Genomic DNA, 17,987 nt, shown 5'->3' with positions numbered 1-17,987 from the left:
TTATTCCGGGTTAGCGTAATTCAACTGTTTTGATAAAAAATCATCTGTCTTCTCAACGACTTGGTCAAACCAGGGATGAAATAACCAGAATGTATGCGGGGCGTTATTAAAGTTATGGAACTGGTGTTTAATGCCGAGCTTATCCAGTTGAGCAAACACCTTGTCGTGCCCTTCGGCAAAGCGAGCTTGGCCACTGCTGATAAACAGCATGGGTGGCGAATTGCCGGTAATATAGTAAGCTGGTGAAACCTGCTGCCAGCGTGCTGTTTGACTGGCGTAATTACCCTCTAACCATAACCCCATCGCAGTATCTTTACGGCCATTTTTATCTTCGTATTTCAGCCCCAGGTCAGAGGTAAGATCGAGAATGCCATCCATATCTATCACCGCCTGAACTTGAGTATCTCCACTAATTTCCGGCGGGCGATATAGTTGCAAATCCGCCGTATTGGCTAATAAAGCTGCCATATGTCCGCCGGATGAACCGCCCATTAACGCCATTTTACTGACATCTATTTGATAGTTTTCAGCATGATTCTTTAGCCATACAATGGCCCGGTTAATATCAATCAGACCTGCCGGATAAGGGGCTTCAACCGACAAACGATATTCCACAGTGACCGTCAGATACCCCCGATTCGCCAATGCACCTGCGAGAGGAAAAAAGTGTGATTTATTACCAGAACGCCAGCCACCACCGTGGATCAATATCACCGTCGCTTTCGGTGGCCTGTTATGCGGAACGAATAGATCCAAATGCAGTGTCCGACCTTCAATATTGGCGTATTCCCGATCCAGCTCTACTCTGACCCTATCCGCTAAACGCAAATCAGCAATAGCGAGCTGCGGGTATTGTTGATGATATTTCTGAAAGGATGAAGCGAGGGTGTAACTGCTGTCGACTTCAAAGGCGTGCGTCTGAAAAGTCAAAAGTAACACTGCCATTATTCTTAAAAAACGTTGGCTCATTCCAGTTGTTTTCATCTGTTCTTCCTGCCTTTCTAATCATCACCGCGGACTTTACTCGAATACCTCAGTCCCTTTATAGTGAGTTACCTTACCCCGAACAACTTAGTGAAAAAACCATTATTAATTCATTGTCTTGCCCAATTGCACTGTCTGCTACCCAGGCACGTAAAATACAGCTATCCAGCCAAGGCTTAACCAACGGAAATAGCAAAGATAGAAGTACCAGGGCCACCTTAAAAACGATCCAGCAGCTTGGCTATATCCAGATTGATTCTATTTCCGTGATTCAGCGAGCCCACCATCATTGCCTTTGGAGCCGTCTTCCCCGATACCAGATTGAGCATCTGGATCAGCTACTGGACTCAGGACAAATTTTTGAATACTGGTCACATGCTGCAGCCTTTCTGCCCATGCGTGATTTTCGCTTCAGCCTGCCGCGTAAACAGGCCATCGCTAGCGGCGAAAAACACTGGTTTGACAAAGACCACAAATTGGTGAGAGACATACTGCAGCGTATTCACCAGGAGGGACCACTGCAGGCAAAAGACTTTGAACAACGAAAAACGGCCAATAGCGGCTGGTGGGACTGGAAACCGGCCAAAAAAGCACTGGAACAGTTATTTATGGAAGGCCAACTCATGGTCGCAGGGCGACAGGGATTTCAGAAAGTTTATGATCTGACCGAAAGAGTGTTACCCGCAGATGCGGATACGCGACTGCCCAGCGACGAAGAGTTCTATCGACATCTGATTATTCAGCACCTACAGGCAAATGGGTTGGCCAAACCGGCCAATATCAGCTATTTGCGTAAAGGTCTGTTAAAACCGATTCAGCAGCAATGCCAAATCATGCAGCACGACGGGGAACTGGTGCTAATCAAGGTCAAGGATCAGCAGTATTATGCCCTGCCCCAGGTCACTGACTTACTTAATAAAAAAGTTAGCCGCAGTAAAGTACATATCCTGTCACCCTTCGATAATCTGCTGATCCAGCGTCAACGCACCCGCGAACTGTTTGATTTTGATTATCAGATAGAATGTTATGTCCCGGCACAAAAGCGCCAGTACGGCTATTTTTGTTTGCCCTTGTTGTGGGGTCAGCAGTTTGCCGGTCGGCTGGACGCTAAAATTGACCGCAAAACCGGAGTGCTCAGGCTGTTACATTTACATCTAGAAACCAATAAAGTCGAAGCGTTTTTAGACGCACTTAAACCCGCATTAACTGACTTTATGTTATTTAATCAAGGCAAGCGAATTGAAGTGCAAAGGATTTCCCATTATCAGCAAGATTTGAACGCAAATAACCAACAGCAATGGCGTCAAATGCTAACTAACCCCAACTCGGGATAAGAAATGTCGTTTATATTTACAAAGGGTAAATAATTCAGATGGTTATATTATTCACTCAACCGTTGTTGAATAAATAGTTTACTCAATGACGAGATTTTTGTGCCTGGCAAGGCGGGGTTTCGTACGTCATAGCGGGCTATGACTAGAAAGCCCAACGCTGCCAAGTGCAAAAAGAGCGTTATTGAGAGGCGTGGCTTATCCCGAAGCTGGGGTTAACTATATCGTGAGCGCTGAAATGCAGGTAATGCATCGCTATTCGCAGCCCAGTCGAGATCATGGCTCAACCAGGAACGATGCGTTGGAGGAAAGCTAGACGGATTGTCCAGACTACAGGTTACGACTTCCACATAGTTTGGTTCATCGTTATGCACATAAGCAATCTGTGTCCCGCAGGTTTGACAAAACCAGCGTTTTACCGGAGGACTGGTTGAAAAAGTTGCAGGGGCGCCTCTGGTAAAAGTAAAAGCGTCCTTCGCAACAGATAACCAGGCAACAGTGGGGGCAGCGAATAACCTTCGGCAAGTATTGCAATGACAAATCATCGTCCCTACCGGGGTTCCCTTGACCTGATAACGGACAGCCCCACAAAAACAGCCCCCTTCAGAATATGTTATTTCCAATTGCTCGATCCTCTAAAGAAATAGTTAACGTCAAGTAACAGCTTTTTGCTGTCGGAACAGATTAGCAATATTGCATTCTCAAACAAGCAACATACACAAATTTAGCGACTTTCCCAAACACGGCAATCCCTTGCCGCTCATCGACTATTTGACACTCAGTGAGTTTAACTTACGGCCTGGAGTAGATTGGATTGTAAAATAATTTACCCAAATTATTGATTTATCTTGCATTTTTAATAAAAGACAATATTCTCTAAATATTGGCACAAGCTATGCTTTAGATATTTCGACATTCCTAGTGTCAAAAAATTTGAGCAGCAGATATAAAAAAGGTCGGGTCAAATGACCCGACCAACTTGCTCAAGTTAGGAGTTCGAGCAAATAAGGTTTCTGTCCGACTGGCAGGGTTTGGGATTGCATACTGGCCTCTCAACCACTTCTACACTCTCAGTCCTGTTAGTCGGCGTTTTCTTCAGAGTGGCCTCTCAGTTCCTACTCTCTCTTTATCGATTTTTCATCTCGCTGAATTAACCTCCCAACAAGGATAATGCTGCCTGGGGACGCTGATTTGCCTGACTTAGCACCGTAGTACTGGCCTGTTGAATAATCTGGTTACGGGTTAGTTCCGCTGTTTCGGTGGCAAAATCCGTATCCCGAATTCGCGAACGGGCCGCCGACATATTCTCGGAAATATTGCTTAAATTGCGGATGGTGGACTGGAAACGGTTTTGAATCGCACCCAAATCTGCTCGCTTGGCATCAATAGTCGACAACGCGTTGCTGACAATCGTCATGGCTGCTGAGGCATCATCCACATTAGCCACCGACACATCAACGGCATTAAACAATCCCGACGCACCAAAACCACCGACAGCAGAAATATTGACACTGATTTTTTGTCCGGCATTCGCGCCAACCAAAAAGGCCGAAGAATACCTGCCATCCAGGATGTTAACCCCACCAAACTGGGTGGTGGAGGCAATCCGACTAATTTCCTGCTTGAGTGCCGATACCTCTTTTTGCAGTGCCAGTCTGTCTGCCGAGGAGTTAATCCCGTTTTGAGATTGAACTGCCAGCACCCGGATCCGTTGCAACGCGGTAGTGATCTCGGCCATTGCACCTTCTGCCGTCTGCGCCAACGAAATACCGTCATTAGCATTACGCACCGCCTGATCCAGCCCCATAATTTGTGACGTCATCCGATCCGATATTTGTAAACCGGCGGCGTCATCTTTGGCGCCGTTAATACGAAAGCCGGATGACAAACGTTCAAATGAGGTACTTAACGCATTACCTGAATTAAATAGCTGTCTTCTGGCGTTTAGAGAAGACACGTTTGTATTGACATATAAACTCATTTTATTTCTCCTAACCTGATAACAACCTGGCTATTATTTTTGTTTTATTGCCGTTGCTACTCGTGGTTTTCTGTAAAAAATTTAAAATTGGCACATTACGTGCTTTGTTTATCATGCCAGTCAGTTATCTGACTTGTGTGTTTTTGCCAGGTTACCACCTGCAAAAGCTTATGCTTATAGTGAGCCTCGGCTCATGTCGACTGTCAGGATTGATGGCCTAATACCTCAAACCTCTCACTACCTCCTGGCGTCTTTCCTGTCAGTCGGCGCTTAATATTACAAAGCCTCAACACTTTGTTTTTTAGGCGCGGCGTTCCTTTGCAGTTATTCTCCTGGTAAAAAATCTCTATCGTAAGGCCGGTTGCTGCTTGTCCCCACAACTCGCAATACGGCCTTTTTTCCTGTTTATTTATTCATTTCAGTCTTTATATCTACCCATGCCATTCGCTTTTTAGTGTCCATAAAAAAAGCCTCACCACGCTATTTTCTGGACGCAACTCTCCTGTTGTAGCTATTCCATTGGCAAAAAATCTCTTTCTACTATTACTCGCCATTTGCTGCTTGTCCCCACAATTTGCAATACGGCTTTTATCTAAACTTTCAATAACTTAAACTACTTACTGGTATTTATTCCGCCCATTAAAAAAGCCTCACCACCTGATTTTTGAGCGCAACTATCCCCTACAGCTATTCTGCTGGTAAAAAATCTCTATCGTTTTATTTCTGGTTGATTGCTGCTTGTCCCCACAATGTGCAATCAATAGCTAGTTAACTAGCGAGAGTCATTCGCATATTTACCCCTGCAACAGTTGCAACGCTGACTGTGGTCGCTGGTTGGCTTGCCCCAGCACGGTAATGCTGGCTTGCTGAATTATTTGCCAGCGGGTCAATTCTGCCGTTTCTTCGGCAAAATCAGTGTCGCGTATGCGCGATCTTGCCGCCGACATGTTCTCGGAAATACTGCTTAAATTTCGGATAGTAGATTGAAAGCGGTTTTGAATCGCCCCTAAATCAGCCCGCACCCCATCAATAATAGAAATGGCTTCAATAACGGAACTCAAGGCGGCAGAAGCGCCAGCAGTGGTCGCTACCGACAGATTAACTCCGTTGAAAAGCCCGGATGCGCCGAATCCGCCCACCCTGGATATATTCACGCTGATACTCTGTCCGGCATTGGCTCCGACCAGAAAAGCGGAAGAATAAACACCATCAAGAATGTTCACACTACCAAACTGGGTTGTAGTGGCAATTCGGCTGATTTCCTGCTTGAGCGCTGACACTTCTTTTTGCAGTGCCAAACGGTCAGAAGAGGCATTGATACCGTTTTGGGCTTGTATCGCCAGAACGCGAATACGTTGTAATGCAGTGGTAATTTCCTGCATCGCGCCTTCGGCGGTCTGAGCCAGTGAAATACCATCATTTGCATTACGCACTGCCTGATCAAGGCCTAATATTTGCGATGTCATACGATCCGATATTTGCAAACCGGCGGCGTCATCTTTGGCACTGTTAATCCTGAAACCTGATGATAAACGTTCGAATGCGACATTCAGATTGTTACTCGAAGTAAACAGCTGGCGTCGGGCATTCAACGACGACACATTAGTGTTGACGTACAAGCTCATTTTTTCTCTCCTAACTTTAAATTTATTGTCCGCCAAACTGTTATTTTTGTTTTTATGTTTGTGCGGTATTCAGCTCTATTGCTTTTTTTGTATGAACTGAATATCCAAGGGACCGGCTATTGCTTTTATTATTTTGCTCAGTGCCTTTGCTCAACTTATCGTTAGCTATTCAATTTTCCTTTAGAGAAAAAATTAACTATTTTTTAATTGTGTTAAAAATCAACTGGTTACATAAACGAAAAAGCCGAAGCAAAATGCTTCGGCGGGGCGCTCATCGTTAGGAGAGAATGAGCGAAACTCTCGTCCGTCTGGCCTGTTTTACCTCACTCCCTCCTGGCTCAACGTTTCAAACGGATTGGATAAAATTACATTATCCTAATAAAGACAGTGCTGCCTGAGGACGCTGATTCGCCTGGCTCAGAACAGTGATACTGGCTTGCTGGATGATCTGGTTACGAGTCAATTCAGCTGTTTCAGTAGCAAAGTCAGTATCACGAATACGTGAACGGGCTGCCGATACGTTTTCCGAGATGTTGCTCAGGTTACGGATCGTTGACTGAAAACGGTTTTGCAAGGCACCCAAATCAGCACGAGCTGCACCGATAGTCGACAGTGCGTTATCGATACTGGTTAAAGCAGCTGATGCTCCTGTAGTAGTTGCAACTGTCAGGCTTCCAATGCTCAAACCTGAAGCGCCATAGCCGCCAGATCTGGACAAGTTAACCGAAATTGACTGGCCACTGTTAGCACCTACCAGGAATGCAGCTGAAAAGGTTCCCTGTAAGATATTTAGGCCACCAAACTGGGAATCAGTGCTAATGCGGCTGATTTCAGTTTTAAGGGCTGATACTTCTTTTTGCAGTGCAACACGGTCAGCAGAGGTATTGATACCGTTCTGCGACTGTACAGCTAACTGACGAATACGTTGCAATGAGGTAGTAATTTCACCCATTGAACCTTCTGCAGTTTGCGTCAGTGAAATCGCATCATTCGCGTTACGTACCGCTTGATTAAGACCCATTATCTGGGAAGTCATACGATCAGTAATTTGTAAACCTGCAGCATCATCAGCAGCACGATTGATACGAAAACCTGAAGACAAACGTTCAAAGGATGTACTTAAGGCGTTACCTGAATTAAATAATTGACGTTGCGCATTTAACGCAGAAACGTTTGTATTGACGAACATTGACATGATTTTCTCCTACACTCTCAGTCCAGTCTTCACTGGCATCGATCGGTGTGATCAAAGGTTTAAAAACACTTTTAAGTACATTCACTCTGTTGGACAAAATGAATGTTACTGGCTCTCTCGATTAAGTTTATCGACGCTTTTTATATCTCCTTTAGAAAATATTTGCCGCTTTGCCAAAAAAGCGGAAATAAATTGCCGCCTTTGCAATTGCTAACTGATTGAGATTCAATAGATTTAGAGATGAATTGAAGGCACAAAAAAATGTTCAAAAATGACTCAAAAATGCTTTACAGCATGGCTCCGCATAGCGCGTTTACCGATTTGTGCAATTTTAGCAATACTCTTTTTTGCAGTTTTCGAGCGGCTACCGATCACATCAGTCCGGATGGAAAAATTGTTATTTTACAATTGGACTGGCAGGGAGACACTGTGGCTAAAAATATGGTGCGTATGTTGAACTGTGATTTGCGCGATCCGAAATTATCGGTTAGCACTGACGGTAAGCTGATATTGCTGTTCTACGCCCGTCACAGCCAACCCGACGGTACTTTTTTGTATTCACAGCCTTATGTATGTTTTAGTCAGGATGGAGCTAGCTGGTCCAGCCCCAAAGCGGTGGGTCAGAAAAATCACTGGTTATGGCGTTTACGTTGGTATGGCGACAAGGCGCTGGGTTTTGCCTACAATCGCCGCCAGCAGATTTTGGACTTGTACGCGGGCAATCCGCTTAGAACCTTCGAAAAACTGCTACCGGAAGCACTCAGCCAGCGTAAACACCACAGAGGCTATCCGAATGAAAGCGATATCGGTTTTGATTCACGCGGTACGGCTTACGCCATTGTGCGGCGCGACGCCGATTCTGGCATGGCACAATGGGGTATAGCCAAGCCGCCTTACAAACAATGGCACTGGCAGGACCTCGGATTTTATATTGGCGGGCCGGTTATGCTGATGTTAGATGATCAACAAGCACTACTTTGCGGACGAATTTGGCAGGAACATGGCCCCAAAACAGCGCTGATTAAGCTTAACTTAATCAACCTTGAAGCCAATATTGTGCATATTCTGCCCTCAGGCGGTGACTGCAGTTATCCGGGATTGGTCAAACAAGGTGATGATTTATATATCAGCTATTACTCTAGTCATATTGACAATCACAGCCGGATTTATCTAAGTCATCTGAGTCTGGCAGATATCAATGCCGGTTAGATATAATCAAACAGGCTTAAATTAGCCACCCTGGCAAAAGTTGACTGGGCTGCCTGTAAGGCATTTTCCTGCTTACTCAGCTCAGTAACGGCTTCAGCATAGTCGACTTCTTCTATGGAGCTACGTGCCAGCTTGTTACTGATTTCCAAATCCAGATTGGATTCATAGACCGACTGGGCCACATTGAGCCGTCCACCTACTGCCGAGTTAGCATCGGCCAAGGTTTTTAATGCGTTGTCCATCCCGACTAGCGCGTCAGCAATCGCTTCTGCATAATCACTATCCGAGATATTTTCGTCGTTGAGCGCTAGTGCCAAATCGTTCAGAGTCTCGGCGATATTCTTTTTCTGCGGCGCCTGCAGCGTGAAATCAACAGTATCCCCTACCGCGCCATCGATAGTGAAATCCATCCCTTTAAAAGTGAATGGCTGATTGGGATCGTAACTGAATGTGCCTAAATTGGCGCCGGTACCAACATTATCGACCGACACCTGGTTGCCCGGTGCCAGAATGGTAATTTGAAAGTTGTTATTCGCCGGAGTGACTTTGTCATAATTGTTTTTGTGGAAAAAATCATGCGCATCCTGCTGGGTAATCTGGACCTTGGCGCTGTTCGCTGTCGTACCTGTTACCTGGGTTTTTAATCTTGCAGACACATCCTCGAATACCGCTTTGCCTGAATCACCGTTTTTTACCGTCACTGACGGAGATATCTGGATCTCGTTCTGGCCATCGTCACCAACAAACTGGTATTTGTTGCCCGGCGAACTGGGGTTGTATTCAAATGCAGGCGTATGCGACTGATAACCGGCAAATATATATTCGCCTTCGGCATTCTGGCTATTCATCAAGTCAAAGACTTCACTGCGAATTTGTTCCATCTCGATGCCAATCGCCGCCCGATCTTCTTCAGCCAAGATACCATTACCAGCTTCTATGGTCAGCTGTCTGGCGCGGTTCATCGAGCTGTTCAGGCTGCGCATCACCACCTCTTCCTGCTCCAGTGAGTTAACCAGCAGATTATTGTTTTCCTGAAATTGCTTTAACTGATCGAGTTGTTCGGTTAAACGGATAACCTGTGACGCGCCGACAGGATCATCAGACGGACGCAACAACTTTTTACCGGATGAAAGCTGTTGTTGTACATGCGACAACTCGCGCTGGTTATCCAGCACGCCTTTAATGCTTAAATCATAGAGTTGGTTAGTCGATATACGCATAATCTATTTACCTCACAGCACTAAGAATAGTATCAAACAAGGTTTGTGCGGTATTTATCAATCTGGCCGATGCGGCGTAGGCTTGCTGAAAACGCATTAAATTAGCCGCTTCTTCATCCAGACTGACGCCGGAAACCGATTCAAACCAGCTGGTTGACTGTTCTAACATCGCTTTAGCAGCACTGGCCTGCACATCCGCCGACGCAGTTCGTTCTCCCACTGTTCCAACCAAAGAGGAATAAGCCTCATGAAAGGTGAGCAAATTGGTTGAACCGCCTGACGCACTGGCAGTACGACGCATGGTATCGATATTCTGCAAATCGGCCATCACCAGACCGTTACGGTTGTCATCAAAACCATCAGTATTGTACCCGATACTAAAACTGTCGCCGGCTTTGGGTACCCCTTGCAAGGTTAAATCATAGCCAGGATAATCATCCATCGCAGGCGGACTCCAGGCTGCAGGCCAGCCACCGGTTGCCGCGCCTTGCTCAATCAAATTTTCCAGACTGGGCGCACCGGTAACAGTAGTAATCACGGTACCGGCACTGTCACGAATTTCGTATGAGTCGGCAGAAGTAAAAAAGATTTCGGCTGGGGCACCGACACCGCCACCAGGCGCAGCACCTGGTCCCTGAATCCCTCCCGCACCATCAAATGCTGAAGCCGTTGTGGTGGTGAAGGCGTTATCTACATTGGTATTGGTGACGCTGGTCGAAACAAGAGTCGCATCGCCAAGGTTGTTGATATCCGACTCGACCCGTATCGGTGAGGCAAAGGCGATATCTTCCGGCCTGACAATACCCACTTCAATTTGATTAGCTGTGTATTTGGTCGGCTGCAATAAAAACTGATCCCCTACCGCATAACCGGCGCCACTGGGCATTTCAATTTCCAGCCCATCCATGATCGGCACCCAACTGCCATTGGCAGCATCCAGTCCGGTATAACTCTGGGTTTGCGGATTGCCGTTTATATCCAGTACCGGCGAACCATCCGGATTTAACAGGTTAACAGTAATATCGACGGTATCGGGAACGCCAGGTGTCACAGCGTCAATGACAATTTGGTAATCTTTGCGGGTGACCAGACTGGATTGGCCTTCCGCGATTCTGCCATTCATCTCCAGTGACAGTGATGAATTGGACGAATAGTTCAATGCCTGTACTTCGGGCAGATTGAAGATATCAGTACCCAACTGGCCATCGTAGTCCATACCCAGGCGGTTTTGCTGGTTGATTGAATCCGCCAGCGCCAACGCCAATTGCCCCATTTGTCTTTGTGCGTCCGCCAGAATTTCATCGCGGAAATTGAATAAACCACCGATCCGCCCACCGACAGTATTTTCGGCCAGGTTAATAGTCACCCCACGACTGGAGTTTTTCAGTTGCAGATCTTTGTGTTTGATATCCGGCTCACCGTTAATTTCAAACACATTAAAGGTACCATCTTCCATTACCAGCGACTGGCCGCTCTTCAGATTGACCAATGTGGAACCGTCCGGATTAGTGCGAGTGGTAATATCAACGATTTCCGCCAGTTTTAAAATGGCGTTGTCCCGTTCGGTAATCAGTGCACCAGGCACATCATGCTGATTGCGGAACTGGTTGATACGGATGGTGTTGTTTAAATCGGCAATATTCTCAATTAGATCATTAGCGTCCTGGGTCAGGGAATTAAATTCCAGGTTTAATTCGTCTTCTTTGTAACTTAAAAACTGTGATAAGGAATTAAACCGGCCCAGCAGGGAATCCGCCTGGCCCAACACCAATTGTCTGGCCGCCATATTAGTCGGCTCATCGGCGGCGGTTTGCATCGCTTCAAAAAAACGGCTCATGCTGGTTGCCAGACTGCTGGCATCACTGGCAAAAATATCATCAAGTTGCGAAGCGCGATCATGATATGCCGAAAACTCGGCGTAGGTAGAGGTATCCCGTCGCAACTGATTTTGTGCAAAAATATCAATAATTTGGGTGGTAGTACTTTGTCCGACGCCACCGGTTAACTGGGCGACAAAGCTGGTGCGTTCACGAATATAGCCTTCAGTATTGACGTTGGCGATATTATTACCCGTTGTTTGCAACAACTGGTTTTGCGCATTCAGACCACTGGTGGCAATGCTAAGTAAATCTGAGGTACGGATCACCATATTAACCCTCCAGCTCGCGAAATGACTATTTTATTCATCATTACAGGCCTTGTACTGCTTGCTTGAAGGTGTTGCTATCCATCACGCTCATCACCTTATTGGCGTAATCCGGATCAGTGGCATAACCGGCCTGCTGCAAGCGATTAAAATATTCGGCCGGTTGTTGGCCCGATGCCACGGCTTCAGCATAACGGCTATCCTGATGCACGAAAGCAGCGTAATCGCGCATCGAGTCTTCAAACGAACCATAAGCCCTGAACTGGGCTTTTTGTTGTTTGGCCTGACCATCGGCATATTCCAATGTGTTCACCAGGGTACGATCACCCTGCCAGCGTTGATCGGCCTTGATACCAAACAAGTTATGCCCGTTCGTACCTTGTCTGGAATGGATCATGTATTGCCCCCACCCCGTTTCCACGGCCGCCTGAGCAATCATCGCGCGAGGATCAAGATCAAACTCTTGTGCGACTTTATTAGCCAGCGGCAATAACTGTTGGACAAAGTCCTGCTGGCTGGCAAAAGCCGATTGCTTGGTGCCCATAGAGATATTCGCCGCATAGCCACTGGAAGAAGGTTGTGTATTCGCGACCTGACGTGCCGAGTTTAAATTGGCATCGCTTCTCAATACCGATGAGGGAACGAAGCCAGCCTGATTACCCAATTGCTGCTCAATCATTTTGGCCAGCCCCAAACTCCCTTTGGAAGCAAGATCGACTGCCAGTTGCTGGTCATGCATATCCCGATAAAATTTAACCTGTTCGGAATTGAACGGACTGTCCTTATCTACCATCACATCTTCGGCTTGACGCATGGATTTAAGCATCATCTGGATAAAGATGGCTTCAAATTGTTTGGCCGCTTCACTTAACGCTTCAGGATCATTCTTGCGTACCGCCTGGCGCAACTTATCCAACCCGCCGATATCGTGATAGTTGCGGGCTTGCTGCAGTTGTGACTGAACTTGGCTTAACTCTTCCATCGCGATTTAAATCACCACCAACTGACCTTGCAATGCGCCTGCCTGACGCAATGCTTCGAGGATCGCCATCAGATCGCCCGGCGCAGCCCCGACTTCGTTCACCGCCCGCACCAGCTGATCCAATGTGACGCCCGGATCAAATTTAAACATTCTTGAATCATCCATATTAACGTCAATCACTGACTGGCCGGTTACTACAGTATCGCCGTCAGCAAGAGCATTGGGCTGTGACACTTCAGCGTTTTCCGAAATGGTCACGGTAAGTCCACCATGAGTAATAGCGGCAGGCAGCAGACGTACATCTTTACCAATGACGATGGTGCCGGTACGGCTATTGATTACCACCCGCGCAGGGGCATCGGCCGGAACAAATTCAAAGTTTTCCAGCGTGGCCATAAAATCAACTCGCTGACCGATTTCGCGCGGCGCGGACACTCTGACGGATGCTGCATCAATAGGTGTGGCAATGCGATAACCTTTGTCAGGATCAGCCCCCAGGCGCTGATTAATGGTATCTGCCAGGGTTTTGGCGGTAGAAAAATCCGGATAATTCAGATTAAGCGTCAGATAATCGTTCTGGCCAAAACCACTGACCACAGCACGCTCAACAATACCGCCATTAGGGATCCGCCCAACAGTAGGTGTGTTATTGATAACCCGGGAGCCATCGGCGCCTTCCACACCAAAACCGCTCACCACCAGGCTGCCCTGTGCGACAGCATAAATCTCGCCATCCAGACCTTTCAAAAAGGTTTGCAATAATGTTCCACCATTCAGGCTTTTGGCTTCACCCATCGATGACACGGTGACATCTATTTTCTGCCCCGGTTTCATAAACGGCGGCAAGTTAGCATGCACCGCCACCGCCGCCACGTTTTTGATTTTGGGCTTGAGTCCATTGGCCATCATGATGCCAAAGTTGGACAACATGGTACGAAAGCTCTGTTCGGTGAACGGGCTTTGCTCACCGGTTCCCGGCAAACCCACCACTAAACCGTAACCGACCAACTGGTTGCTACGCACACCCTGAACTGTTGCCAAATCTTTAATCCTTTGCGCACTGGCAAAAGGTGATAGCAATAAACACAGGCAGGAAAAAAGGGAAACCAACTTCTTCATCATAGTCTCCTAGAAAGGCCACCATTCGGAGGTAAAAAATCGTGTCAGCCAACCTTGTTGTTGCGCATTAGCGAAATCACCGGTGCCGCTATATTGAATACGGGCATTGGCGATTTTGGTTGACTGCACTTCGTTCTGCGGGCTGATATCCGCAGAACGGATAATGCCGGTCAGGCGGATATATTCGTCGCCGTTATTCAGGGTTAGCCATTTCTCACCTCTAACCACCAGATTGTCGTTGGCCAAGATTTGCACCACAGTCACCGAAATATTGCCGTTTAGGCTATTACGCTGATTGGCTTGCGCATCACCCTGAAATTCGTTACCGGCATTCAAGCCCAACTGTATGGATTGATTACCGATATTAATAGGGTTGCCGCCCAATCCCGTAATAGGCTGCACGTCCACCGAGGTATCTTTACTAAAATCGGTAGTAGCTGATTTACTGGCACTGGTATTTTCACTGAGTACCACGGTAATAATATCGCCCACCCGGCGCGCTTTCACATCAGAATAAAGACTGTTGGCCATATCGGTCTGAAACAAGGAACCGTCTGCGCCAATTTTATGTTGTGGCATTTCGGGAATAACCGGCGCATAAAACGGATCATTGGGCAAGGTTTCGCGCACCGGAGTGCTGTTACAAGCCACCATCAGTACTGACAGAATAATGACGATCAAGGATTTCATCAGATCACCCGCTAAAGTTGCTGAATTACCTGGCCAAGCATCTGATCGACCGAGGAAATAACTTTAGAGTTCATCTCATAAAGCCGTTGGCTCTCAATCAGGTTAACCAGTTCTTCGGTCACATTCACGTTAGAGGTTTCCAACGAGCCCTGCACTATGGAGCCCAGTCCCTGCAAGCCAGGAACTCCCTGTAATGGCGCACCGCTGACCGCAGACTCAAGATATAAATTCTGACCGATTGGCTGCAAGCCGGTCGGGTTAATAAAATTGGAAATGGTAATTTGTCCCAGTACCACAGGATCGGCCTGACCCGGTATAGTGGCTGACACTTCACCTTCCTGGGAAACCGTCAGTTTTATCGCGTCTTCCGGCACAGTAATATTGGGTTGCAATAGGAAGCCAGCTCCAGGCGTGACAATCTGACCGGTATCATCCAGAGTAAACTGGCCATTTCGGGTATAGGCAATAGTGCCATCAGGTTGCAGTATTTCGAAAAATCCGTCGCCCTGAATCATCATATCCAGTGAGTTTTCCGTGGTGATCATATTGCCCTGGGTAAAGGCTTTCTGAGTGGCCACCACTTTACTACCGGCGCCTAACATCAACCCTGATGGCAGTTCGGTATCGGCGGAAGAGCGGCCACCCGGCTGGTTGATATTTTGATAAAGCAAATCTTCAAATATCGCTCGACTTTTCTTAAAACCGACAGTACTGGCATTGGCCAGGTTATTGGAAATTACTGACACATCGGTTTGTGCCGCATCGAGTCCGGTTTTGCTTATCCATAGTGCTGGATGCATTGCTCACCTCCACTTAAAACTGCTACACGGCAAGATAGCCGTAAAAATTCAATTCATTTCTGTCATTGCCGTTGCCGGTAATGGGCAGAATATTGCCTACAGGATCCTCATCATATTGTTACCCTGGGCATCGAGTTCGCTGGCTTTTTTCATTAGTTTGACCTGCATTTCATAATGGCGCTGCAGGCTAATCAGACTGACCATTTCCTCAATTGGATTGACATTGCTGTTTTCCAGCATGCCATTACGGATTTGGACATTAGCATCGGCTGCGGCTATTTGGCCGTCTTTCTGACGAAACAACCCGTCCAGACCACGCTGAATTTGTTTATTATCCGGATTCACCAGTTTTAACCGCCCCACTTCTTCCTGCACATTGGCTGGCGCGCCCTGAGGTTGAACTGAAATGGTACCGTCATTGGCAATACTGATACTGGCCAGAGGAATAGGTAATTGCATGGGGCCCCGATCACCAATCACCGGATTACCGGCAGAATCGGTTAGCATGCCAATTTGGTCCACATGCAGGCTGCCCGCGCGGGTGTAAGCCTCATTACCCTGACTATCATTTACTGCCAACCAGCCATTACCTTGCACGGCAACATCCAGATTACGCCCCGTCTGGATCATGGCACCACCTTCGTAATCATTGGTGGGAGATTCAGTCATCGCGAAAACACGAGTAGGCAAGCCTTCTCCAAAGGCTGGCATTGCACGCGCCTGCTCCAGCTGGGCTTTAAAGCCGTTAGTCTGGGCGTTGGCCAGATTATTGGAGCGCAGCGCCGTACCTAACAAGTCCTGGCTGGCGCCACTGCTGGCGATATAAAGCATTTTATCCATGACAATTAATTGACTCTGACTCGATTTATATAGATTTATATAAATACTTAGCAATATTGATGCCATCAGAGGAATAAAAATGAAAGGCGATATTCACCAAAGCGACACTGGGAACACAGAGAAAGAAACTAGCTGCAAATAGCGGGTTTGGACGGTGAGCTAAAATCAGCATAAACCCCGAATGTTCTGCGCGTTTGTCATCGGTATTTTGAGCCCTCGAGCTAAATATCTTTCACCTGAGGCAGGAGCAACTTTAGTCTCGAAAAAACTGAGGTAGGTCGGCATTTATGCCGTCAAATAGCTTCACACAACACCTGACAGGTTAAAGCCCGACCTACAGAGATTAACAGTTTTGGTTTTTATTCACCGACACGTCGCGACTTCGAGTCAAAGGCTTTAGAACAAAAAAAGGCCACCTTGCGGTGGCCTAGTAAATAGCGGTTTTATCAAATCCGTTAGCGGATATTCAGTACTGTCTGATTCAGCTGGTTATTGACTTCCAGTGCCCTTGAGTTGGCCTGGAAGTTACGCTGGGCAATAATCATATCAATCAGTTCGGAGGTCAGGTTGACGTTGGCCTGTTCCAGTGCCGATGAATTAATATCCCCAAAGGTACCAGTGGTAGCTTCACCTGCCAGCGCTTCACCGGAGAGAATACTTTCTTGCCACTGGGTATTACTTTGCTGGGTTAGGCCCTGATCATTGGCAAAACGCACCAGTGCCACCCGGGTAATCGGCTCGGAGGTGCCGTTGGAGTAAGTAGCCCGTACCAAACCATCCGGACCAATATCAATCCCGGTTAATCGACCTACCGGCAAACCATCCTGTTCCAGTGATGTCACCTCAAATGCGGAAGCAAACTGGGTGGGTTCATCCGGGGTAGCCACACCCGCAGTTAAATTAAAATCAATCGTGATATCTTGCGTAGGATCGGAGCCATTGGCTAAAATAGTCGCTCCTAACGCTTCAGTAAGCAGTTTGGAATCAGTCTGTGCTGCACCATCTGCGGATTCAATGGCAATAAAGTCACCACCACTACTAAAAATAAGTCTGGAAGCGGCTACCGCATTACCTGTATTGCCCCCTGCTTGATTAGCAATTGGAGCCGCGGGTGCACTAGTTGGGGTAGCATTTGTACCATCTGAATTAGTGATATCAACCAGATTGTCGTCAACGGAATTTACCATTATCCACTCATTGGCTGCCGAAGTACTGTCTTTAATAAAATAGAAAGTCTGTACATGGCTATCACCCAGAGAGTCATAGATGGTGACTGAGGTTGCAGCATTATAAGTCAACGGATCGGCCGGATCAAAATCAGCCGGATCCAGCGCGGTATCGCCGGCTGGCAAATTCATTTTTAAGTCTACTTCCGTGGTGGGTTGCGGTGAACCGGACGAATCTGGAATACGCACCGGCACAGTCGTACTCAGTGCTACCGAAGCCGAAGTACCATCCGGGTTAACCGGAAAGCCCAATAAGTTATCACCATTGGAATTTACCACAAAATTGTTGGCATCCAGTTTAAACATACCGGCACGAGTAAAAGAGAAATCGCGCGACGACACTTCCGGTACGGTAGCAAAAAAGCCGTTACCGGTAATCGCCAAATCCAGCGCGTTCTGGGTAAATTGCAAACTACCCTGGCTAAATTGCTGGGCGATTTCCTGGGTTAGCACCCCGTCACCCACTTTGGTTTTGCCACCGGCTAACAATGATGCCGCATACACGTCACCAAACTCGGCTCGGGATTCTTTAAATCCGACGGTGTTAACGTTGGCAATATTATTGGCGGTGGTATCCAAATCTTTTTGAGCGGCATTTACACCACTTAATGCAATATTAAAAGACATCGATTATTTCTC

15 protein-coding genes are annotated in these 17,987 nt (G+C 47.1%); 2 read left to right on the top strand and 13 right to left on the bottom strand.

Going from position 1 to position 17,987, the window contains the following annotated elements; all coding sequences use genetic code 11:
- A complete protein-coding gene (locus tag V1467_RS07460; RefSeq protein ID WP_416308162.1) occupies positions 1-984 on the bottom strand; it encodes an alpha/beta hydrolase fold domain-containing protein in 984 nt (327 codons plus the stop codon).
- On the opposite strand from V1467_RS07460, the gene V1467_RS07455 reads away from it, so the two are divergent.
- Positions 975-2,318, top strand: a complete 1,344-nt coding sequence (locus tag V1467_RS07455) for a winged helix-turn-helix domain-containing protein (protein WP_416308161.1) — start codon at positions 975-977, stop codon at positions 2,316-2,318. The two genes, V1467_RS07460 and V1467_RS07455, sit on opposite strands and share 10 nt — an antisense overlap.
- A 212-nt stretch (positions 2,319-2,530) precedes the next feature.
- Here V1467_RS07455 and V1467_RS07450 read toward each other — a convergent pair whose 3' ends face one another.
- The 4 genes from V1467_RS07450 to V1467_RS07435 all read right to left on the bottom strand — a co-directional run bounded on the left by V1467_RS07450 (position 2,531) and on the right by V1467_RS07435 (position 7,116).
- The gene (locus tag V1467_RS07450) at positions 2,531-2,860 is read right to left on the bottom strand and encodes a GFA family protein (protein ID WP_416308666.1); all 330 of its coding nucleotides are present in this window, start codon (positions 2,858-2,860) and stop codon (positions 2,531-2,533) included.
- 605 nt (positions 2,861-3,465) lie between these two features.
- A complete protein-coding gene (locus V1467_RS07445) occupies positions 3,466-4,296 on the bottom strand; it encodes a flagellin (protein WP_416308160.1) in 831 nt (276 codons plus the stop codon).
- 794 nt (positions 4,297-5,090) lie between these two features.
- Positions 5,091-5,921: a flagellin gene (locus tag V1467_RS07440; RefSeq protein WP_416308159.1), complete on the bottom strand. Its 831-nt coding sequence runs from the start codon at positions 5,919-5,921 to the stop codon at positions 5,091-5,093.
- Positions 5,922-6,291: 370 nt separating this feature from the next.
- Positions 6,292-7,116 carry a flagellin gene (locus V1467_RS07435; RefSeq protein WP_416308158.1) on the bottom strand — a complete coding sequence of 275 codons (825 nt, stop codon included), beginning with the start codon at positions 7,114-7,116 and terminating at the stop codon, positions 6,292-6,294.
- Between the two features lie 261 nt (positions 7,117-7,377).
- Between V1467_RS07435 and V1467_RS07430 the strand changes: the two genes are divergently transcribed.
- Positions 7,378-8,325 carry a hypothetical protein gene (locus V1467_RS07430; RefSeq protein ID WP_416308157.1) on the top strand — a complete coding sequence of 316 codons (948 nt, stop codon included), beginning with the start codon at positions 7,378-7,380 and terminating at the stop codon, positions 8,323-8,325.
- Here V1467_RS07430 and flgL read toward each other — a convergent pair.
- The 8 genes from flgL to flgE form a co-directional block, all read right to left on the bottom strand.
- On the bottom strand, positions 8,322-9,545 hold the full coding sequence (gene flgL, locus V1467_RS07425) for a flagellar hook-associated protein FlgL (protein WP_416308156.1): 1,224 nt from the start codon (positions 9,543-9,545) through the stop codon (positions 8,322-8,324). The two genes, V1467_RS07430 and flgL, sit on opposite strands and share 4 nt — an antisense overlap.
- 7 nt (positions 9,546-9,552) lie before the next feature.
- Positions 9,553-11,691, bottom strand: coding sequence for a flagellar hook-associated protein FlgK (flgK, locus tag V1467_RS07420; RefSeq protein WP_416308665.1), 2,139 nt, complete (start codon positions 11,689-11,691; stop codon positions 9,553-9,555).
- 43 nt (positions 11,692-11,734) lie between these two features.
- Positions 11,735-12,673 (bottom strand): flagellar assembly peptidoglycan hydrolase FlgJ, encoded by a 939-nt coding sequence (flgJ, locus tag V1467_RS07415; protein WP_416308155.1) that lies wholly within the window; start codon positions 12,671-12,673, stop codon positions 11,735-11,737.
- A 6-nt stretch (positions 12,674-12,679) separates the two neighbouring features.
- On the bottom strand, positions 12,680-13,792 hold the full coding sequence (locus V1467_RS07410) for a flagellar basal body P-ring protein FlgI (RefSeq protein ID WP_416308664.1): 1,113 nt from the start codon (positions 13,790-13,792) through the stop codon (positions 12,680-12,682).
- A 9-nt stretch (positions 13,793-13,801) separates the two neighbouring features.
- Positions 13,802-14,482 carry a flagellar basal body L-ring protein FlgH gene (gene flgH, locus V1467_RS07405; protein WP_416308154.1) on the bottom strand — a complete coding sequence of 227 codons (681 nt, stop codon included), beginning with the start codon at positions 14,480-14,482 and terminating at the stop codon, positions 13,802-13,804.
- A gap of 11 nt (positions 14,483-14,493) precedes the next feature.
- On the bottom strand, positions 14,494-15,282 hold the full coding sequence (flgG, locus tag V1467_RS07400) for a flagellar basal-body rod protein FlgG (RefSeq protein ID WP_416308153.1): 789 nt from the start codon (positions 15,280-15,282) through the stop codon (positions 14,494-14,496).
- Positions 15,283-15,378: 96 nt separating this feature from the next.
- Positions 15,379-16,122, bottom strand: coding sequence for a flagellar basal-body rod protein FlgF (gene flgF / locus V1467_RS07395; protein WP_416308152.1), 744 nt, complete (start codon positions 16,120-16,122; stop codon positions 15,379-15,381).
- Between the two features lie 455 nt (positions 16,123-16,577).
- On the bottom strand, positions 16,578-17,975 hold the full coding sequence (gene flgE / locus V1467_RS07390; RefSeq protein WP_416308151.1) for a flagellar hook protein FlgE: 1,398 nt from the start codon (positions 17,973-17,975) through the stop codon (positions 16,578-16,580).
- Positions 17,976-17,987 lie beyond the last annotated feature (12 nt).

The sequence above is a fragment of the Neptunicella plasticusilytica genome (assembly GCF_047922965.1).
GTDB classification, from domain to species: Bacteria; Pseudomonadota; Gammaproteobacteria; order Enterobacterales; family Alteromonadaceae; genus Neptunicella; species Neptunicella plasticusilytica.
This window is presented reverse-complemented; position numbering and strand designations above follow the sequence as displayed.

Excerpts from the sequence above, each read along its gene's own strand:
- V1467_RS07435 (WP_416308158.1), bottom strand. The coding sequence starts at position 7,116 with ATGTCAATGTTCGTCAATACAAACGTTTCTGCGTTAAATGCGCAACGT.
- flgH (WP_416308154.1), bottom strand. The coding sequence starts at position 14,482 with ATGAAATCCTTGATCGTCATTATTCTGTCAGTACTGATGGTGGCTTGT.
- V1467_RS07460 (WP_416308162.1), bottom strand. The coding sequence starts at position 984 with ATGAAAACAACTGGAATGAGCCAACGTTTTTTAAGAATAATGGCAGTG.
- V1467_RS07450 (WP_416308666.1), bottom strand. The coding sequence starts at position 2,860 with ATGATTTGTCATTGCAATACTTGCCGAAGGTTATTCGCTGCCCCCACT.
- flgF (WP_416308152.1), bottom strand. The coding sequence starts at position 16,122 with ATGGATAAAATGCTTTATATCGCCAGCAGTGGCGCCAGCCAGGACTTG.
- V1467_RS07410 (WP_416308664.1), bottom strand. The coding sequence starts at position 13,792 with ATGAAGAAGTTGGTTTCCCTTTTTTCCTGCCTGTGTTTATTGCTATCA.
- V1467_RS07445 (WP_416308160.1), bottom strand. The coding sequence starts at position 4,296 with ATGAGTTTATATGTCAATACAAACGTGTCTTCTCTAAACGCCAGAAGA.
- flgL (WP_416308156.1), bottom strand. The coding sequence starts at position 9,545 with ATGCGTATATCGACTAACCAACTCTATGATTTAAGCATTAAAGGCGTG.
- flgJ (WP_416308155.1), bottom strand. The coding sequence starts at position 12,673 with ATGGAAGAGTTAAGCCAAGTTCAGTCACAACTGCAGCAAGCCCGCAAC.
- flgE (WP_416308151.1), bottom strand. The coding sequence starts at position 17,975 with ATGTCTTTTAATATTGCATTAAGTGGTGTAAATGCCGCTCAAAAAGAT.
- V1467_RS07440 (WP_416308159.1), bottom strand. The coding sequence starts at position 5,921 with ATGAGCTTGTACGTCAACACTAATGTGTCGTCGTTGAATGCCCGACGC.
- flgG (WP_416308153.1), bottom strand. The coding sequence starts at position 15,282 with ATGCATCCAGCACTATGGATAAGCAAAACCGGACTCGATGCGGCACAA.
- V1467_RS07430 (WP_416308157.1), top strand. The coding sequence starts at position 7,378 with ATGTTCAAAAATGACTCAAAAATGCTTTACAGCATGGCTCCGCATAGC.